Source organism: Arthrobacter sp. TMN-50 (genome assembly GCF_054511125.1).
In genome coordinates, this window is sequence record NZ_JBTNDG010000003.1 from 65,005 (window position 1) to 82,817 (window position 17,813).

The following is a 17,813-nucleotide window of genomic DNA, read 5'->3' on the forward strand; positions in this document are numbered from 1 at the left end:
GCGAGGTGGCGCACCGAGGTACCGTACTCAGATCGATTCCCTCATGCAGGCGGGCACCCGGGCACGGGTCGCGGTAAGCACTCCCGGCTAGGCTAAGGACGTGACAGCCGTCCAGGTACAACATTCAACGCCTACGCGACGCCGACCCGGCCGCCTCGCGACCGCAATGGCCGCGCTCACCACTGTGGTCGGAGTACTCCCGGTGTTCCTGATCGGCGGTTTGGCCGTCCAGTTGGAAGCCGACCTACGGATGACGCCGTCCGCGCTGGGCGTGGTCGTAGGTGTGTTCTGGGGCGTCTCGGCACTCCTGTCGGCGTCGGCCGGCGTCGTCGCCACCACCCTCGGGCTGAGGCGAGGCATGCCGCTAGGAGTGTGCTTGGGCCTGATCTCGTTGGTAGGGATCGCCTTCTTCACCCCCGGCTGGCCCTGGCTCATTCTCTGGCTGACGTTCGCCGGAGCAGCCAACGCGCTGTGCCAGCCGCTCTCCAACGGCCTGATCGTTGACCAGGTGGACACCCGGAACCGGGCGTTCGCGTTTGGGCTTAAGCAAGCGGCCATCCCTGCAGCCACGCTGGCCGCCGGACTATCCGTACCCCTGGTTGCCCTCACCATCGGGTGGCAGTGGACCTTCGCCATCGCCGCGGCACTGGCCATCCTGTTCGTCCCGGCACTGGTGTGGTCGCTGCCGCGCCGCGCGCCAAAAGACAAGCGTGCGCCAGAAGGCAAACTGGCAGACCCTAAAGCCGCAAAAACGCCGCTCCCCCGCGAACTACGGCCTTTCCTCCTCATGACCGCCATCGCCAGCGGACTCGGATCGGCGCAGGCCAACGTGGTGGGCTCCTTCACGGTGGCCTCGGCCGTCGGCGCCGGGTACAACGCCGCGACCGCCGGACTGCTGCTGGGCGCCGCAAGCGTCGCGGGAATCCTGGCCCGGCCGCTGGTCGGCATCGCCGCCGACCGCGGCATCGGCGGCTCTATGGCGACCGTCGCAATCATGATGGGCACCGGCTGCGTGGGCCTCATCGGCATGGCCTCCGGGCACCCGGTGGCCTACGGCATCGGGTGCGTTATCGCGTTCGGCCTGGGCTGGGGCTGGAACGGTCTGGCTCACTTCGTAGTCTCGCGCGCCTCCCACCCGCACACCACCCGCGCCACCGGCATCACCCAGATCGGCACCTACCTCGGGGCTACTCTCGGCCCCCTGGTCTTCGGGCTCATCTTCACCCACTTTCCTGACGGCGTCGGCTGGAGTCTTGCCGCAGTGGTCGCCGCGGCCGGGGCGGCGACGGCGCTCGTCGCGTTCCGGCTGGAAAAGCGGCTCCGAAACTAAGCGACGAGTCGCTGCCACCTACACCGACCGGAGATGGCCGCCTTTACCTCCACCAGCACCGACGGTTGCGAGTGCTGCCACATACCCGGGGAGGTGGACCGCCGAACTGAACGCGGCACCGCCCTGAACCCTACTGGCGTCGATGTGACCAGCAAGCACAGCCTGCAGCCGATCCAGGATCTCCTCACGGTGGAGCCCCTGAGCTTGTAGCCGCTGGGCCGCCTCCCACACCTGTGATGGCGTATCGTTCCAGAGCTGTGAGACCACCAGCTCACGCAGGGCGGCAATCCAGACGGGGCTGCCGTCAGGCTCGGCTCCGTCTGGATACTCCGCCTTCCCCACACCATGGAGTTCCTTCAACTCGCCGAGCAACAGCAACCGCAGCTCCCCTGGCCGGTTAGCGTTGAGGTGCGGATAATCCTCGTCGCCAATCCAGGTGCCGTAATAGGGCATCGCCAATTGCCGACGACTCATGGCACCCTGCACCTCCTCGAGGTTCGCCATGTCGAGTCCTTCGAGGAAGGTCGCCCCCGGGGACCGCTCATCCTCGCCCGAGTCCCTCATTTCATCGGCGTCCTCGAGACCTTCCCCTGCGGCCTCCACCACCAGGTCCAGAGCCGCCTCTGTCAGCCCCATCTGTGCGCCGCACCAGTCGACCCACGCGTCGAGGAACCAGGGAAGAGCCTCCAGCTCGACGTCGTCGAGCATCACCTTGCGCGGAAGGAACCACGAGACAAACGTGTGCACCTTCGGCGGGCTCACGCGCACCAGCCTGCCGTCGTCGTAATTACGACCAAAGCTGATCGCCAGCTCGGCGAGGCGGGTGAACTCCTCTCTGAATGTCCGTGACGACGTAGGAGCTATGTCCTGCTGAATGTCCGCCAAGAAGGTGGCAATCAACAGCTCGGACTCGGCGTCGTCGGCCTCGATCTGCGCCAGTTCCTCGGCTTCGCTCAGCACCCTCCGCGCACCAAGGTCGACGACGCCGCTCTCCGGCAGCGCGAGCAGCCGCTTCAGCGCCAACGCCCGATCGAAATCATAGGTGGGACTCACCTCCGGGTCACTGGTGATGTCTGTGGCGTCGATGGCTGCCACGCCCAGGCGGCGGGCTTCGGTCAGCCCAACCGGCACCACCGCCGCCCCAGGCATCCTCGAGGCCGAGCGTTCAAGGACCTTGAGGAGGGTGCGTGCACTGTCGCTGAACCCCACACTGGTGGCGTACCCGCCCAGGTGGTTGGTGTCGATGCTCAGGTACAGGCCATGTTTACGCCGCCCGGTGCGGAAATCGATGACAAGTTCGATGAAATCCCCGAACACGTCAGTCAGCATCCAGGCTTCGGTGGCCTCCAGCTTGCGCAGCGGGGCAAGCCAGGCGGGAGGTTCGATGCCGGCATCAGCCAGACGCCCAGCGGCAGCAGCAGCGTCGGCGTCACCTGGGGCGTCGACAACCTGTGCCATCGCCCAAAGCACCGCGGCGGATGTCCGGTCTCCCTGACGTTCAGCGTGGCGTACCCAGTCGCTGAGCAGCTCACTATTGATGCCGGCGCCAAGATTGGTGGTCTTGTGCATGCCCGCGTAAAGATTTGAGGCCAGCTGCTCCGATTCCAGCGACGACGTCTGGTCCAGGTCAGCGGCAAACATGGGCGCGACATGCCGGTACATCTCGGCGATGGGATCGGCGGGCGGACCAGGTCTGCGGTTTTTGTCCTTGCCCGCGGATTTCGGTTTGCGTGTGCGGCTCTTTGGGCTCATCAATCGATGATGTCATCCTTGCCTCAGAAAAGCCTTAAACCGAGAATTGTTGAACAATCCGGCAAATTCGTGCATCCTTGAGGAACCAAATCAGGAGAGACGAGGATCACAATGGTGTACATCGACCTCAACAGCGACGTCGGCGAATCGTTCGGTAACTGGACCATGGGTGACGACGCCGCCATCTTCCGCTCGGTCTCCAGCGCCAACGTGGCCTGCGGGTTTCACGCCGGGGATCCCTCCACCATCGCGCAGACCTGCCGGGACGCCGTCGCCGCGAACGTGACTATCGGCGCCCACGTGGGATACCGGGACCTGGCCGGGTTCGGCCGCCGCTTCCTCGACTGCTCCCCCTCCGAACTGGCCGACGACGTCCTCTACCAACTCGGCGCCCTCGACGCCGTTTCCCGGGCGGCCGGCGGCACCATCAAGTACGTCAAACCCCACGGCGCCCTCTACAACACCATCGTCACGCACGAGGTCCAGGCCCAGGCCGTCGTCGACGCGGTCAAGGCGTTCGGCTGCGACCTCCCATTGATGCTTCTCCCCGGGTCCGTAGCGCTAGCCAAAGCCGAGAACGCCGGCCTCCGCGGCGTCCCCGAAGCGTTCGCCGACCGCGCCTACAACCCGGACGGTACCCTGGTCTCCCGCCGCGAACCCGGCGCCGTCCTGCACGATGAGGACCAAGTCGCCGCCAATATGGTCCGTCTCGCCACCGAGGGCACGATCATCGCCCGCGACGGGTCAACCATCAAAACGTCCGCCGAAAGCATCTGCCTCCACGGCGATACCACCGGCGCCGTCTCCATGGCCGCCGCCGTCCGCCGCGACCTTGAAGCCGCCGGCGTCGGGATCCGGAGCTTCGTGTGAACCCTCCCGAAATCCGCTGGGCCGGGCCGCGCGCCCTCCTGATTCAACTCGAATCGTTGGACTCGGTTCTCGCGGTGCACGCCCACCTGCAGCAGCAACCGCTCCGCGGGCAGGTTGACGTCCTCGCCGCCGCGCAGACCGTGCTGGCCGTCTTTGATTCCGGCGCCAACGCGCGCGCGGCCTGGACCGCCGTCGCACGCTTGGACACGTCACCGGTCGCCGACACCGCTGCGTCCGGCGATCCCGTGCGGATCGAGGTGGTGTACGACGGGGAGGACCTCGCCGAAGTGGGCCGCCTCACCGGCCTCGACCCCGACGGCGTCATCACGGCGCACACCGGCCAGGTGTGGACCGCGGCGTTTGGCGGGTTCGCGCCTGGGTTCGCCTATCTGGTCGGGGAGAACGAGGCGCTCACCGTCCCCCGCCGTACCTCGCCGCGTACCGCGGTCCCCGCCGGAGCCGTGGCCCTGGCCGGCAACTTCTCGGCCGTCTACCCCCGGCGCTCCCCCGGCGGCTGGCAGCTGATCGGGCGGACCGCATCACGCCTCTGGGATTTGGGGCGGGATCAGCCGGCCCTCCTCCGCCCCGGCACGGCTGTGCGATACGTTGCCGTGCGGGAAACGGTGACGCTGACGGAGCGGGCGGACGCTGCGGCGCCGAACGTCCATCCGGGTCTGGCGACGGTAAATCTCCCCGGCATATCCCTTGAAGTCCTCGCCCCCGGCCTGCAGTCGCTGATCCAGGACCTGGGCCGGCCAGGGCTCGGTGACGTCGGCGTCTCAAAAGCCGGTGCCGCCGATACCGCGAGCGCCCGCCAGGCCAACCGGCTCGTCGGGAATTCCCCGGGCGATGCGGTGATCGAGACCATCCTCGGCGGGCTCACCGTCCGGGCCCACGGCGAACTCACCCTCGCCCTGGCCGGAGCCATCGCCCCCGCCGTGATTATCGGCGTGAACAACGGTGGCGTAGACGAAAACCTTGTGGACGACAGTCTTCGCACGGCGCCGATGTGCTCACCGTTCGCCCTGCACGACGGCGAAACCCTCCGACTCGACCAGCCCGGCGCCGGGCTGCGCACCTATCTGGCGATCCGCGGTGGCATCGACGTGCCCGAGGTGCTGGGCAGCCGGTCAACTGATGTGATGTCTGGAATCGGACCGGATTCCCTCACGGCAGGAGCGATGCTTCCCATCGGTGCGGTCGATCAGGGCCGTACGGTCGGCGCGCCCGAGCCCTCAACGCTTCCCGAGACCATCTACCCGGGGACGGGCTACCCGGTTGTCCTCCGCATCACCAGCGGTCCTCGCCACGACTGGTTCACCGACGACTCCCAGACGTCGCTCACCGCCCAGATCTGGACCGTGACGGCCGAATCGAACCGGATCGGCGTCCGGCTGGCTACCGGCGAGAATCAAGAGGCCGCAGCGCCGCTCGAACGCACCAGCACCGACGAACTCCCCAGCGAAGGAGTCGTCGCCGGATCGCTGCAGGTGCCACCGTCGGGCCTTCCCGTCCTGTTCCTCGCCGACCATCCGGTGACCGGCGGGTATCCGGTGATCGGCGTCGTCGTTCCTGATGACCTGCCTGTTGCCGCCCAACTGCCACCCGGGACGTCGTTGCGCTTCGAAGCAGTGGACCCCGAAACGCTGCAACCTCTCAAACACACCCCGATCACCACCAGAAGCTCGTGAAAGTAGCACCCATGAAGAAGGTCCTGATCGCCAACCGCGGGGAAATTGCCGTTCGGATCGCCCGCGCCTGCTCAGACGCGGAGCTGACCTCGGTTGCCGTGTACTCCGAGCCCGACGCCGATGCCCTCCACGTCCGCCTCAGCGATGAGGCCTACCCGCTAAACGGCTCGGCCAGCGCCGACACGTACCTCAACATCGGAAAAATCCTGGACATCGCGGCGAAGGCCGGCGCCGACGCCGTTCACCCCGGGTACGGCTTCCTCTCTGAAAATGCCGACTTCGCCGACGCCGTGCAGGACGCGGGGCTCACCTGGATCGGCCCGTCGCCGGCAGCGATCCGCAGCCTCGGCAACAAGGTCACCGCCCGCGAAATCGCTGTGAAGGTCGGCGCCCCCCTGGTCCCCGGATCCGACGGGCCGGTAGCCAGCGCCGAGGAAGTCCGCGTGTTCGCCGAACAATACGGCGTCCCCGTTGCCATCAAGGCGGCCTACGGCGGCGGCGGTCGCGGAATGCGGATCGCCCATCGGATGGAGGACATCGACGACGCGTTCGACTCGGCGGTCCGCGAGGCGACCGTCGCGTTCGGGCGTGGCGAGTGCTTCGTGGAACGGTTCCTGGACAGGCCCCGGCACGTCGAGGCGCAGGTCCTCGCCGACACGCACGGGAACGTCGTCGTCGTCGGCACCCGCGACTGCTCCCTGCAGCGCCGCAACCAGAAGCTCGTGGAGGAAGCCCCCGCCCCGTTCCTCACCGATGACCAGCGCAGCCGCATCCACGAGTCGGCCCGCGCCATCTGCCGCGAGGCCGGGTACACCAGCGCGGGCACCGTTGAGTACCTGGTGGCGCCCGATGGCGTGATCTCCTTCCTGGAGGTCAACACCCGACTGCAGGTGGAACACCCTGTGACCGAGGTGACGTCGGGCATCGATCTGGTCCGCGAACAGTTCCGCATTGCCGCGGGCCTGCCCGTGAGCATCACCGAGGATCCAGCGCCGCAGGGCCACGCGATCGAGTTCCGGCTCAACGCCGAGGACGCCGGCCGCGGGTTCCTGCCCTCCCCGGGCCCGATCGACGTGTTCGAGGCCCCCACCGGCGCCGGCGTCCGCGTCGACACCGGGGTGCGCTCCGGCTCCAGTGTCCCCGCCGAGTATGACTCCCTGATGGCCAAGCTCATCGTCCACGGCGAAGACCGGCCGCAGGCACTCCGCCGCGCACGCGCCGCCCTGGACGAGTTGCGGATCGAGGGCCTCCCCACGGTGATCCCCTTCCACCGCGCCGTCGTTCGGGACCCGGACTTCACCGACCCGGAACGGCTCGGCGTCTACACCACCTGGATCGAGAATGCGTTCGCCGGACGGTTGGACGCTGCGCTGTCGAGCGGGACCGCCGGCCCACTCGCCCGGCGGGAAACCCTGACGGTGGAAATCGACGGTAAAGCGGTCCAGCTGGGTTTGCCCGCCGAAATCTTCGCCGCGTTGATGAACGGTGGCGGCAGCGCAGGCAACGGCTCCACGGGCGGCACCGTCGCGGAGTCACTGGACACGACAGCGAACGACGGCGCCGTCACCGCTTCGATGGGCGGCACCCTGGTGAAGTGGCTGGCCGACGACGGCGCGACGATCACCGCGGGCCAGCCCGTCGCCGTGCTGGAGGCCATGAAAATGGAAACCGAGGTGCTCTCCACGGCAGCCGGGACGTTCAGCCGCGGCCGGCAGGAGCCGGGTACCGCCGTCGTCCGTGGTGAGGTATTGGGCGGAGTCCTGGGCGCGGTCGACTAACATCTGTTGATGACAAGGGGGGAACGAAAATGGCACTAGCAGCTGCAACTGAGCTGGATAACGGGACATCGGGATCGGCATCGGGATCGGGATCGGCCGAACACGCGCACACGGCGGCGTGGATCGCCACCGTACTGCGGGGGCGGATTGCCGCCGGCGAAATGACCCCCGGCTCCAAGCTGTCAGAACAGACGCTGTCGACGGCGCTGGGCGTCTCCCGTAACACTCTCCGGGAGGCGTTCTCCACGCTGGCCGGCGAATCGATGGTCACACGGATCCCCAACCGCGGCGTATTTGTGGCGTCCCCGGGGGTCGAGGAGGTGCGCGAAATCTACCGTGTGCGCCGGATGATCGAACCCGCCGCCGCTTTGTGGGGCGAGGTCACCCCCGAGGTGATCGAGAACATGGAGGCCATCGTGCAGCGGGCCCAGGCAGCGCGCGACGCCGGATCGGTCCCCGACATGGCCAACGCCAACCAGGCGCTCCACAGTGCAGTCGTGGGTCTGGCCGGCAGCGAGTCGCTGCGCACCTTGATGGACCGGGTGCTCGCGGAGATGCGGCTGGTGTTTCATGCGATGGCTTCGGCCCCCGACTTCCACAGCCACTATGTGGACCGCAACGTCCAGTTGGTCGAACGGCTCCGGGCCGGGCAGCGCGAAGAAGCCGCAGCCGTGCTACGCGCCTACCTGGACTCCGCCGAGGCCGAGCTGCTGGCGCACCTCGCTGACGAAGCATCCGCCCCTTGATTGAGCCACCCCAACCCCTTGGATTGAGTCAACACAAATAACCGGTTTCCGCCAGGATTTCGGTGATTCGTGTTGACTCAGTGTGCGTGGTGAGAACGGGGGTGGTGAGGCGACGGGGTGTGTAAACCGACATCAGGGCACCAGATAGTCGCTGTCTCTGGCGTCGGTGATGAGCATGTGCCCCGGCGCGTGACCGATCGCCAGCGGTGGCCGTGACCGCATCACCGCCGCCTGTGGAGTGACCCCGCAGGCCCAGAACACCGGCAGATGCCCGTCAGGGATCTGCACCGAGTCGCCGAAGTCCGGCGAACCCAGGTCAACGCCCAACTCCTCCGGATTCCCCACGTGCACGGGCGCGCCGTGCACGGCCGGATAGCGGGAGGTGATGCGGACGGCGTCGGCCACCTGGGCCGCCGGCACCGGCCGCATCGACACCACGAGAGGCCCGGACATGGCGCCAGCAGGGAGGGCCTCCCGGTTCGTCCGGTACATCGGCACATTCACGCCCTGGTCGATGTGCGCGATCCGAACCCCGCCGTCCTGCAGCGCGGTTTCGAAGGTGAAGGAGCAGCCGAACAGGAACGTCACCAGATCATCGCGCCAGTGGGCGGCGATGTCGGTGGGCTCGTCCACCAGCACGCCGTCGTGATAGACGGTGTACTTGGGGACGTCGGTGCGGATGTCGCCGCCGGCCAGCAGCGGCCCGTTGGTTTCGCCCGGCTCCAGCACCCCGAGGATGGGGCACGGTTTGGGGTTGCGCTGGGCGAAGAGGAGCAGGTCGAAAGCCTGCTCCCGCGGGATCGCCAGCACGTTCACCTGTGCGTAGCCGCGAGACCAGCCCGACGTCGGGCTCACCAGTCCGGCGCGGAAGGCGGCCCGCGCGTCGGCGGGCAGCATCGCCGCCGGGTCAGCGGGGCGAGAAGGAGCTAGCCCCACAGCTTTGCCAGCCCGATGATGGAGGTGTAGCCGAGGAACAGAGTGAGGAACCAGGTGATGATGCCAATGATCAGCAACCACTTGGGGTAGACGTAGCCGTGCAGCAGGTCGCGACGGCGCCAGGCCACGAAGAGGAGTACACCGAAGCCGACCGGCAGGATCAGACCGTTGAACGCACCCGCGAAGATCAGCAGTTCCTGTGGCGCCTGGCCGAGGAAGAGGTACGCCACGGCGCAACCGGCGATGAACGCGACCGTAATGAGGTTCCGTTTGCGTTCGGGGGTTTTCGAGGTGGTGATGAACGAGACCGAGGTAAACGCAGCACCGATCACCGAGGTGATCGCGGCAGCCCAGAGGACAATGCCGAAGACCCGCATGCCGATTTCGCCGGCTGCAATCCCGAAGGCTTCGGCGGCCATGTTGTCGCTCGTCAGCACCGCGCCGCCAGCGACGACGCCGAAGATCGCCAGGAACAACAGCACCCGCATGACACCGGTGACCAGGATGCCGATCACTGAGCTGCGGGTGATTTCCCCGACGTTGTCCGGGCCAGTGACACCGGAGTCGAGCATGCGGTGGGCGCCGGCGTAGGTGATGTAGCCACCGACCGTGCCACCAACCAGGGTGGTGATGATGAGGAAGTCGATCTGTTCGGGGAGGATCGCGTTCTTGAGGGCCTCGCCGACTGGAGGCGCGGCGACAATGGCCACGTAGATCATCAGAAGGATCATGATTGCGCCAAGGAACACCACGATCCGGTCCAGCGCCATGCCGGCTCTCTTGCTGACGAAGATCATGATGGCGATGACGGCGGAGATGGCGCCGCCGATCTTGGGGTCGACGCCGAGCATCGCGTTGGAGCCGAGCCCGGTGCCGGCGATGTTGCCGATATTGAAGACCACGCCGCCGATGAAGACCAGTCCGGCCAGGAACCAGCCGACGCCGGGAAGGACCTTATTGCCGAGTTCGTGTGCGCGGAGCCCGGAGACGCCGATAACGCGCCAGACGTTCATCTGCACGGCGATGTCGATCAGGATCGACGCCAGGATCGCGAACGCAAACGCTGCGCCGATCTGGGCGGTGAACACCGTGGTCTGGGTGATGAAGCCCGGCCCAATAGCGCTGGTCGCCATCAGGAACATGGCTCCCAGCAGCGCAGTGCGCCGAGCGGAGGGGCTCAGCTTCGGTTTGTTCTCGGTTTCTGACATGGGTCCGTCCCTAACCTCAAGGTGACTGGAGTCACATTTTGTATTGCAGATGACCCTACAGGTTGTTGAACAATCGGCGCAAGGTATTGTTCAACAATTTATCGCCGCCTATTCGAAGAGGCTCCGCACGTCGCCGGCGGTGAGTGCCGAGGAGAACATCGCGTCGTCGTCCATGACCGCGGTGAAAAGATTGGCTTTCTTCTCTTTGAGGGCCATCACCTTCTCTTCGATGGTGTCCTTGGCCACCAGTCGGTACACCATGACGTTGCGGGTCTGGCCGATCCGGTGTGCCCGGTCCACCGCCTGGTTCTCACTGGCAGGGTTCCACCAGGGATCCAGCAGGAAGCAGTAGTCGGCTTCAGCGAGGTTGAGCCCAAAACCGCCCGCCTTGAAACTGATCAGGAACACCGGAGCCTTGCCGGACTTGAACTTTTCCACCACCTGCGCGCGGCGGCGGGTTTTCCCATCCAGGTAGGCATACTCCATTCCAGCCGCGTCCAGCCGTTCCGCAGCCTTGGCCAAGAAGCCGGTGAACTGGCTGAAAATCAGCGCGCGGTGCCCCTCGGCAACAATGTCCTCGAGCTGTTCAAACAGGGCATCGAGCTTGCTGGACGGCACCGACGCATACTTCTCGTCAACCAGGGATGCGTCAAGGCTGAGCCTGCGCAGCATCGTCAGCGAACGGAAGATCTCGAACCGGTTCTTGTTCATGTCATCCAGCAGGCCCAGCACCTTCTGTCGTTCGCGCTGCAGGTGCCGCTGGTAAATGGTCCGGTGCCGCGGCGACAGCTCAAGCTCCAGCACCTGTTCCTGTTTTGGCGGCAGGTCCTTCGCGACGAGTTCCTTGGTGCGACGGGTGATCAGCGGACGAATCCGCCGCCGTAGCTGCGCCAGCCGCTCGCCGTCGGCCTCCTTCTCGATGGGCCGCTGATAGTACTCGGCGAATTTTTTGGAACTCGGGAAAAGCCCTGGTGCTGTAATCGCAAACAGCGACCACAGCTCCATCAGGTTGTTTTCCATCGGCGTGCCGGTGATCGCGAGTTTGAAGGGTGCGGGGAAACTCCGTGCGTTCTGGCTGCCCCTGGTCAGTGGATTTTTCACAAACTGCGCCTCATCCAAAATGAGGCCAGCCCACGACTGGGCTGCGTACGCTTCATAGTCCAGCCGGAAGAGGGTGTAGGAAACGATGACGACGTCGTTCTCCGCCGCCAATTCAACCGGATCGGCACCGCTGCGGCGCAGGGTGTCCATCACCGCCGTCGTGCGCAGGTGTGGCGCGAAGCGGTGCGCTTCGGCGGCCCAGTTGGGGACCACAGAGGTGGGAGCGACCACCAGGAATGGACGTGTCTCCTGCGCCGACTCGCGGGCGTGGGAGATCAGCGCCAGGGTCTGGAGCGTCTTCCCCAGGCCCATGTCGTCGGCGAGAACGCCGCCGAGCCCGTGCGTCCAGAGGAACGTCAGCCAGCTGAAGCCCTCCTGCTGGTAGGGGCGCAGCGTCGCGTTGATGCCCGCCGGGACGGCCATCGCGGGCACCTCGGAAAGCTCGAGCAGGGCGGACACCGATTCACGCCACGCGTCGGCCTGCGCCGCGACCGTCGCGAGGTCGGTGAACTCCTCCCAGAGACTCGCCTGGAACCGGCTGATCCGAAGCTCATCGGTGTCCTTATCCTGCAGCGACCGCGCCTCCTCAATGAGCCGCCGCAGTTGCTCGAATTCCGGCTGATCCAACGCAAAGTAGCCGCCGCCGGGCAGCAGCAGGTGCCGTTCGTCGAGGGCCAACGCGCGGAACAGCTCACCGAACGGCACCTCAATGCCGCCCAAAGACACGCTGACGCCGAGGCCGAACCAATCCCGGTCCTCCGTTTCGGTGGTACTCACCGATACCTCCGGCTGATCCGTCAGCTCGGTGTAGTCTGGCACGTCCTCGCCCTGCACCACCCGCACTCCCTGAACTGCTTCCAGTTCAGGCACCAGCTCAGCAACGAAGCGGGCCGCTGCCACACCCTGCAACTGGAGTGGCTCGGACCGGCCCGGGTACCCGTCAGCCAGGCGGGGGAAGGCGTCAAACCAGGCGGCACGGAACCCATCCAGGACGCCGGCGACGGCGGTAAGCGTCACCTTCTCGGCGGCCTGGTCCCGGTGGCGGGCGCCGTCGTCGGGCAGGGGGTGCGTCGTCGTCGAACCGGCCTGGGCGTAGTCCCAGGACCAGCCCAGCCGCACCGAGCCGCGGCTCGCTTCGCCGGCGTCGGCCAGGCGCTTCCGGGACCGGGCGCCCGACGACGGCGGCGCCGGAACGTAGGTAAGCGTGAGGACCAGCGTGGGTGGTGAGATCTCGGGAAGGTCCACCGAGCCGTCCCGGGAGATGACCTGCACCTGTTGCTGCAGCCGGGGTAGTACTCGTCCAGGAACGCCTGACGCCCGGTACCGGGGATCTTCAGCGGGGTATCCGCGGTCACTAGAGACCGGAGAGCCTCGGGGATGGGAGCCCGGGTTCTGGCGAGTGAAATGGTACCTGCCGCTGCCGTGGGTGTGGTGTCCCACCAGAAGAGACCGTGCGCGGGTGAACCTATGAGCCCGAGCGCCGCCGGATCCAGGACCTGTCCGCCGACCTCGAGGTGGGGTGACCCGTGCGCCGCCGATTCCAACGAATTCCACGCCGTTCCCGCGGCCCTGCGCGAGCAGCTCCCAAAGCAGCGGCGACCGAAAGTTGTTGACCTTCATGGACGTGCCGTGGCTGTAGCCGTAGCTCTGGCCCCGCCCGCCCACGGCCGCGAAGGTGCACATCCAGTCCCAGTGAGCTGCCTCCAGCCCGCCCGCAGAGTATCCGCCCTGGAACTTCTCCCACCGCAACTGGCCCGCCACCCAGTTACCGGCGGTACTGCGCTGGACCGCTTTCACCGAGAGAACAGCCGCCGTGGCTGACGACGAGTAGTCCCGCTCCTGGAGCACCTCGAAATGCAGCGCAAGGGGAACCGCAGGTGCCGCAACCCGGGCCCCGTAGCCGCTGGCCGAGTAGTGCGTGACTGGAACCGGCTTCGGCGCTGTCACGAGAGCGTCGAGCTGGCGTTGCCACGGCGACGGCTTCTTCTGCTGGAGTGCGTCCGGTGAGCGTCCGGCCTTCACCGTAGGGGTCGCCGTGGTGGCTTTTGTTGGTTTCTTGGGCGCACGCGGCTGAACCAGATTGTGGGTGAGCAGCAGCGCTGCGACGTGCTTGCAGTTGCTGCGCAGAGGGCACGAGCAGAGACCGTACAACAGTCCGGGGGTGGTAGTAGCAGCGGAGAACTTCACAGTCGCCCTCGGAGGCGACGTCGCCGGTGACCAGGACACGCAGCGGTGACCCGCCACGCTTGAACTGCTCCACGATCTGCTGCTGCTCCACGTCCGAGAGGCCGCCGTGGAGCATGCCGATGTTCTCCGGCTTGAGGCCGAGGGCCTTCGGTAGTTCCGCCTCGAGGTACTTGAGGGTGGCGACGCGTTCGGCGAAGACGACGGCGCGCGTGGGCTGGCCCTTCCCGACGCCGGCCCCGTTGAGGTGCTCGACGAGGGCCGCGAACTTGGCGGACTTCTGTGTCCGGGCCGTTTGGGCGAGGGCCAGGAGCCGCTCCAGCGCATCGGCCTCCTTGGCTGCCAGCGGATTCATGGCGGTCGTGGCGCCTTGCTGTCCGTCGGCGCGGCCGAGCTTGCGGAGGCGCTCGGTGATGGTCGAGATGAGCGCGGCGGGGCTGGACAGGAAGGCCTTGGCGAGCGTCCAGCCGAAGAGCTGGTGGCCGGCCGGACTGTTGCCCAGCGGGTGGATCCACGTGTTGGAGAGCTCGTTGGCGACGGCGTCCTCGGCCGGGCTCGCCGCGACCAGCTTGTTCTGCGGCTCCGGCCGCTCCGCCCAGTCCGCGCCGACCTCCGTGGCGACCTCGTCGCTGTAGCGGTGGCGGCGAATGATCAACTGCTGCACGGCGTCCTGGTCGATCGAGCCGTCCGGGCGGACCGCGGTGGGGTCCAGCAGCCGGACGAGTTCGGCGAAGGACTCCTTCTTGCCGTTGTGGGGGGTTGCGCTGGCCAGGATGAGGGCGTCCGTGCGGGGAGCCAGGATGCGGGCCAGCTCGTTGTTGAGCGTGCCGGCGTTGGTGAGGTTGTGGGACTCGTCGATCACGACGGCGTCCCAGCGGCGCTTCTTCAGGTGCTCGCGGTAGCGCGGGGTCTTGAGCGTATCGATGGATATGATGGCGCGCCTGAAGTAGGTGAAGGGATTGCGCGAGGCGGGGATAGTCTGCCGGACGCGCTGGATGCCGACGGAGTCGAGGCGAACGAACGGAAGCGCGAAGCGGCTCCACATCTCGTGCTGCATCTGCTCCAGCACGTGGCGGGGCGTGACGATCAGAATGTTGTCCCCGCGGCCCCGGGCGACCAGCTCGGAGAGGATCATGCCGATCTCCAGCGTCTTGCCCAGGCCGACGGCGTCGGCGATCAGGATGCGCGGGCGGATGTTGGCCGGGTCCAGCGCCTTGGCGACGGCGATGCGCTGGTAGTTCAACTGCTTGGACAGCATGCGTGTGCTCACCGACAGCGCATTGCTGGTGGCGGGCATCGGCGTCTTGCGCAGCGTGGTCTCCAGGAAGAGGCGCGCCCTACGGTAGTTGGGCGAATCGTCGGCGACGACGCGCGCCAGGCGGGGGTCGACGACTTCGATGTCGTCGAGGTCGGAGTAGAACGCCGCTTCGGTGTCGCGGACGAGCTCGCTGAGGCCCTGGACCTTCACGAGCGTGCCGGACGACGTGAAGCTCGTCGACGTGACGAGCCAATCCTCGTCGCGGACACGGATCACCGAGCCCGGCGCGACGTTGATGTCCTTTGCTTTCACCGGCGCTTCAAGCGACACGGTAAACCCCCCTGAGTTTCATCGGCACTGAGACGTAGCCAATGGCAACCATATGCCATAGTACTCACAGTTTAGGGAGGGTTTCCGGGCTGCCGGATTACAACCTGGGCACGGCTGAACTTGTTTGATGCTCAGCATGGACCTCTTCGCGGATGACCAGCAAATCGCTAATTGTAGAAACTCATAGAATACCCAAAGCAGATTCTTTGCTTAGAATCCCCTCCGGAAGAGCCGCTAATGCGACAAATCCTTTACGATCAGTGAGGCATAATTACGAAATGACTGAACCCTCTGAGTATGAGCTTGACGCGTGGCGCAACATTCAACGGTTTCAAGGCCGCCCACTCTCTAAAGCGGTAAGAAGTGCAGGCGAACATGTTTCTACTGGAGTAGCAAGCATCGGCAAGCGCGCAACGCAGTTTCTGGAGAGCCGGCCCGCGGCCCAGTCAGCCGTTTCTCGCGGCCAGTCGGTTGTGTCCAAGGGGACTCAGGCGATTGGAGCCGGTGCTCGGAAGGCGGCGGATGCTCTCCCAAACTGGGGCGACACTGCTTTTGGGTCGATGCGTCAGACGGCAGGAAGAGTTTCACGAGCCGGCCTCTCACCCAAGTGGGTTGTGACCAACCATCAGAAGCGCGGACATGATGTAGCGAAACTTCTCGACCTACGCCATCTCGATCTTGAGCAGATCGACGCGGTTCGTGGACGAGGAACGAGCTGGTACTACCCCCTTGCTGCAGCAATGTCGGGAGCAACTGCTGGGCTCGTCATTTCGGGAGGGGAACTCGTCACGGCCGCCTCCGCAGGCGCAGCTGCAGCGCCGTCGGGAGCAGCAATTGCCGGGGCATTCGTCGGAGATGCTGCCTTTGTTCTGGGACTGGCGTCGCGCTCGGTTGGTCACGTCTCTCTGCTCTACGGGTACGATCCTGAGGACCCCGCGGAGAAGCTTTTCATCATGTCGGTCGTCAATGCAGGTACAGCAGCCTCGGCTAGCGCAAAGACCGCCGCGATGGCTGATATTTCCCGGCTTACCCAATCGCTAGTTCGTGGTAAGAGTTGGGAGATTCTAGACAAGTCAGTCATCTCGCAGGTCTCCAAGCAGTTCGCGAAAGCGTTTGGAACACGCTTAACCAAGCAGGGGCTCGGCAAGGTCGTTCCTGCTGTAGGCGTGCTCGTAGGGTTCACCCTTAATTGGGCAACCCTGGAATCAATTGTCGATGTCGCAGACGTCGAATACCGGCGACGGTTTCTTATTGAAAAGTATCCGCATCTCGCAAACGAAGAAGTACCTGAAATATTCAGTGACGATGTATCAAACGACGCCGATGAAGCCATTAGCGTGCTTGACGAGCTCGCCGAGGCGGGCGGACCCGACCTCCGCTGAATCGGGGGCGCTGGATGCCGGAGCACAAAGTAGTGGGACTGTACTGGTGCAAGTTACAGAGTGACCGAGAAGGCGAGCAAGTTAACTGACCGATGGCTCACCCTGCGCTGCGGAACCGTTGGTACGCAATCTCAAGCAGCTCTCTGCTGGGGAAGTCTGCCCTTCGTGAAGGAACGTTCATCAACCTCGTATTGTGATGTTCTTTTAACCCAAACTGCAGCATAGGACCGTCCATCTCCTCGAGAAGGTCGGCCCGAATTTCTACTACATGGTCTGGACGGATGCCAAGAATGTTCACGTCAAAGGCCGCATGATGAATCTTGCAGAGTGCCAATCCGTTGGCGACGGTAGCGACGCCGTCTTCGTGCGAGTCCGGGACAATGTGAGCAGCATCCAGTAGCTGTCTATGTCCCAGGGAACATACAGCACATTTCGTGGCGTAAGCACGCATTACATCAGCCCGAAATAGTCCTTGATGGAGCCTCCTTTTTACCTGCTGGTTCCGGTAGCGACGCTCAAAATGTAAGGGAAAGTTGATCTCTAACGGTAAGTTGCCCACATTAGCCCGCAACGGATCTAGGTCGACGACAAATTGCTTCAGGTGAGGTTCTTCATCCAGTAGGAAGACCGGGAAAACGGGCAAGTACCAACCGGTGCGAACCGCAAAAAACCAAATCAAAGGAAGTCCGAGCTTTTGAGCTTGCCTCAAGGCCCGGTTGTCAGCGTGGTCAGGGTTATCACCCTGCCATTTGTAGCGAAACAATCCGTCTGACCCAGTGTCATCTTCGTACGGGCGCGACTGACCTGGAGCCCGGAAGGTAGTGCTGAAGGAGAGCGCCGCATCTAGCTGTCGAGGTTTCCAAATTCCTTTGTAGCGGTCGCGCAATTTGAACGATTCACCATCAAGAGTGAAATCCTCGAAGTCGCTCCAGTGAAGTTCGTCCGCTCCGTCGTTGGTCCGCATCGCCAACCATGCCATAGCTTCGCGGCGGAGCCGCGCGTCGAACGACTCATCGCACTGATTCTCATCCATCCCCATATGAACATTCACCTGTTTAGAGTATGTCGGGAATCCCTCGGCATTTGCCTGACCGACCGCTGCCATCGCATTCAATGGAGATTATCCACAGAACCCGTCTCAACGCTGTGACCACCGATGAGATTGGTGCACTGTCCATCCAGACAATCGACACCTGTGCAGGGCTGCACGTCCTCGCCGCTATTGGATAGATCGTGGCGGTGTGCTG

General features: G+C 65.1%; 11 protein-coding genes and 1 pseudogene. 6 read left to right on the forward strand and 6 right to left on the reverse strand.

Annotation, left to right across the window (positions count from 1 at the left end; translation table 11 throughout):
* Positions 1-100 precede the first annotated feature (100 nt).
* Positions 101-1,330, forward strand: coding sequence for an MFS transporter (locus ACX80A_RS06625; protein ID WP_459258900.1), 1,230 nt, complete (start codon positions 101-103; stop codon positions 1,328-1,330).
* A gap of 18 nt (positions 1,331-1,348) precedes the next feature.
* Here ACX80A_RS06625 and ACX80A_RS06630 read toward each other — a convergent pair whose 3' ends face one another.
* Complete coding sequence (locus tag ACX80A_RS06630) at positions 1,349-3,082, reverse strand: hypothetical protein (RefSeq protein WP_459258901.1); 1,734 nt, start codon at positions 3,080-3,082, stop codon at positions 1,349-1,351.
* 111 nt (positions 3,083-3,193) lie between these two features.
* Here ACX80A_RS06630 and ACX80A_RS06635 point away from each other — a divergent pair, with 111 nt between their 5' ends.
* From ACX80A_RS06635 to ACX80A_RS06650, 4 genes are read left to right on the forward strand one after another with little or no spacing between them, the layout of a single operon-like run.
* Positions 3,194-3,952, forward strand: a complete 759-nt coding sequence (locus tag ACX80A_RS06635; protein ID WP_459258902.1) for a LamB/YcsF family protein — start codon at positions 3,194-3,196, stop codon at positions 3,950-3,952.
* Positions 3,949-5,643 (forward strand): 5-oxoprolinase subunit B/C family protein, encoded by a 1,695-nt coding sequence (locus ACX80A_RS06640; protein ID WP_459258903.1) that lies wholly within the window; start codon positions 3,949-3,951, stop codon positions 5,641-5,643. Before ACX80A_RS06635 ends, ACX80A_RS06640 begins: the two co-directional genes overlap by 4 nt.
* 11 nt (positions 5,644-5,654) lie before the next feature.
* Entirely contained in the window at positions 5,655-7,421 is a 1,767-nt protein-coding gene (locus ACX80A_RS06645) for an acetyl/propionyl/methylcrotonyl-CoA carboxylase subunit alpha (RefSeq protein WP_459258904.1), read from the forward strand.
* A 29-nt stretch (positions 7,422-7,450) separates the two neighbouring features.
* Complete coding sequence (locus ACX80A_RS06650) at positions 7,451-8,167, forward strand: GntR family transcriptional regulator (RefSeq protein ID WP_459258905.1); 717 nt, start codon at positions 7,451-7,453, stop codon at positions 8,165-8,167.
* A gap of 132 nt (positions 8,168-8,299) precedes the next feature.
* Here the strand turns inward: ACX80A_RS06650 and ACX80A_RS06655 are convergent, their stop codons facing one another.
* From ACX80A_RS06655 to ACX80A_RS06670, 4 genes and pseudogenes are all read right to left on the reverse strand, one after another.
* Positions 8,300-9,064 carry a putative hydro-lyase gene (locus tag ACX80A_RS06655; RefSeq protein WP_459259041.1) on the reverse strand — a complete coding sequence of 255 codons (765 nt, stop codon included), beginning with the start codon at positions 9,062-9,064 and terminating at the stop codon, positions 8,300-8,302.
* Between the two features lie 29 nt (positions 9,065-9,093).
* The gene (locus ACX80A_RS06660) at positions 9,094-10,311 is read right to left on the reverse strand and encodes an NRAMP family divalent metal transporter (RefSeq protein ID WP_459258906.1); all 1,218 of its coding nucleotides are present in this window, start codon (positions 10,309-10,311) and stop codon (positions 9,094-9,096) included.
* A gap of 108 nt (positions 10,312-10,419) precedes the next feature.
* Positions 10,420-13,434, reverse strand: a complete 3,015-nt coding sequence (locus ACX80A_RS06665) for an SNF2-related protein (RefSeq protein WP_459258907.1) — start codon at positions 13,432-13,434, stop codon at positions 10,420-10,422.
* Between the two features lie 229 nt (positions 13,435-13,663).
* A pseudogene (locus ACX80A_RS06670) lies at positions 13,664-14,893 on the reverse strand (SNF2-related protein); the annotation flags it as partial.
* 569 nt (positions 14,894-15,462) lie between these two features.
* Between ACX80A_RS06670 and ACX80A_RS06675 the strand changes: the two are divergent.
* Positions 15,463-16,566, forward strand: a complete 1,104-nt coding sequence (locus tag ACX80A_RS06675) for an EcsC family protein (protein WP_459258908.1) — start codon at positions 15,463-15,465, stop codon at positions 16,564-16,566.
* A gap of 97 nt (positions 16,567-16,663) precedes the next feature.
* Here the strand turns inward: ACX80A_RS06675 and ACX80A_RS06680 are convergent, their stop codons facing one another.
* A complete protein-coding gene (locus ACX80A_RS06680; protein WP_459258909.1) occupies positions 16,664-17,671 on the reverse strand; it encodes an HNH endonuclease in 1,008 nt (335 codons plus the stop codon).
* Between the last annotated feature and the right edge of the window lie 142 nt (positions 17,672-17,813).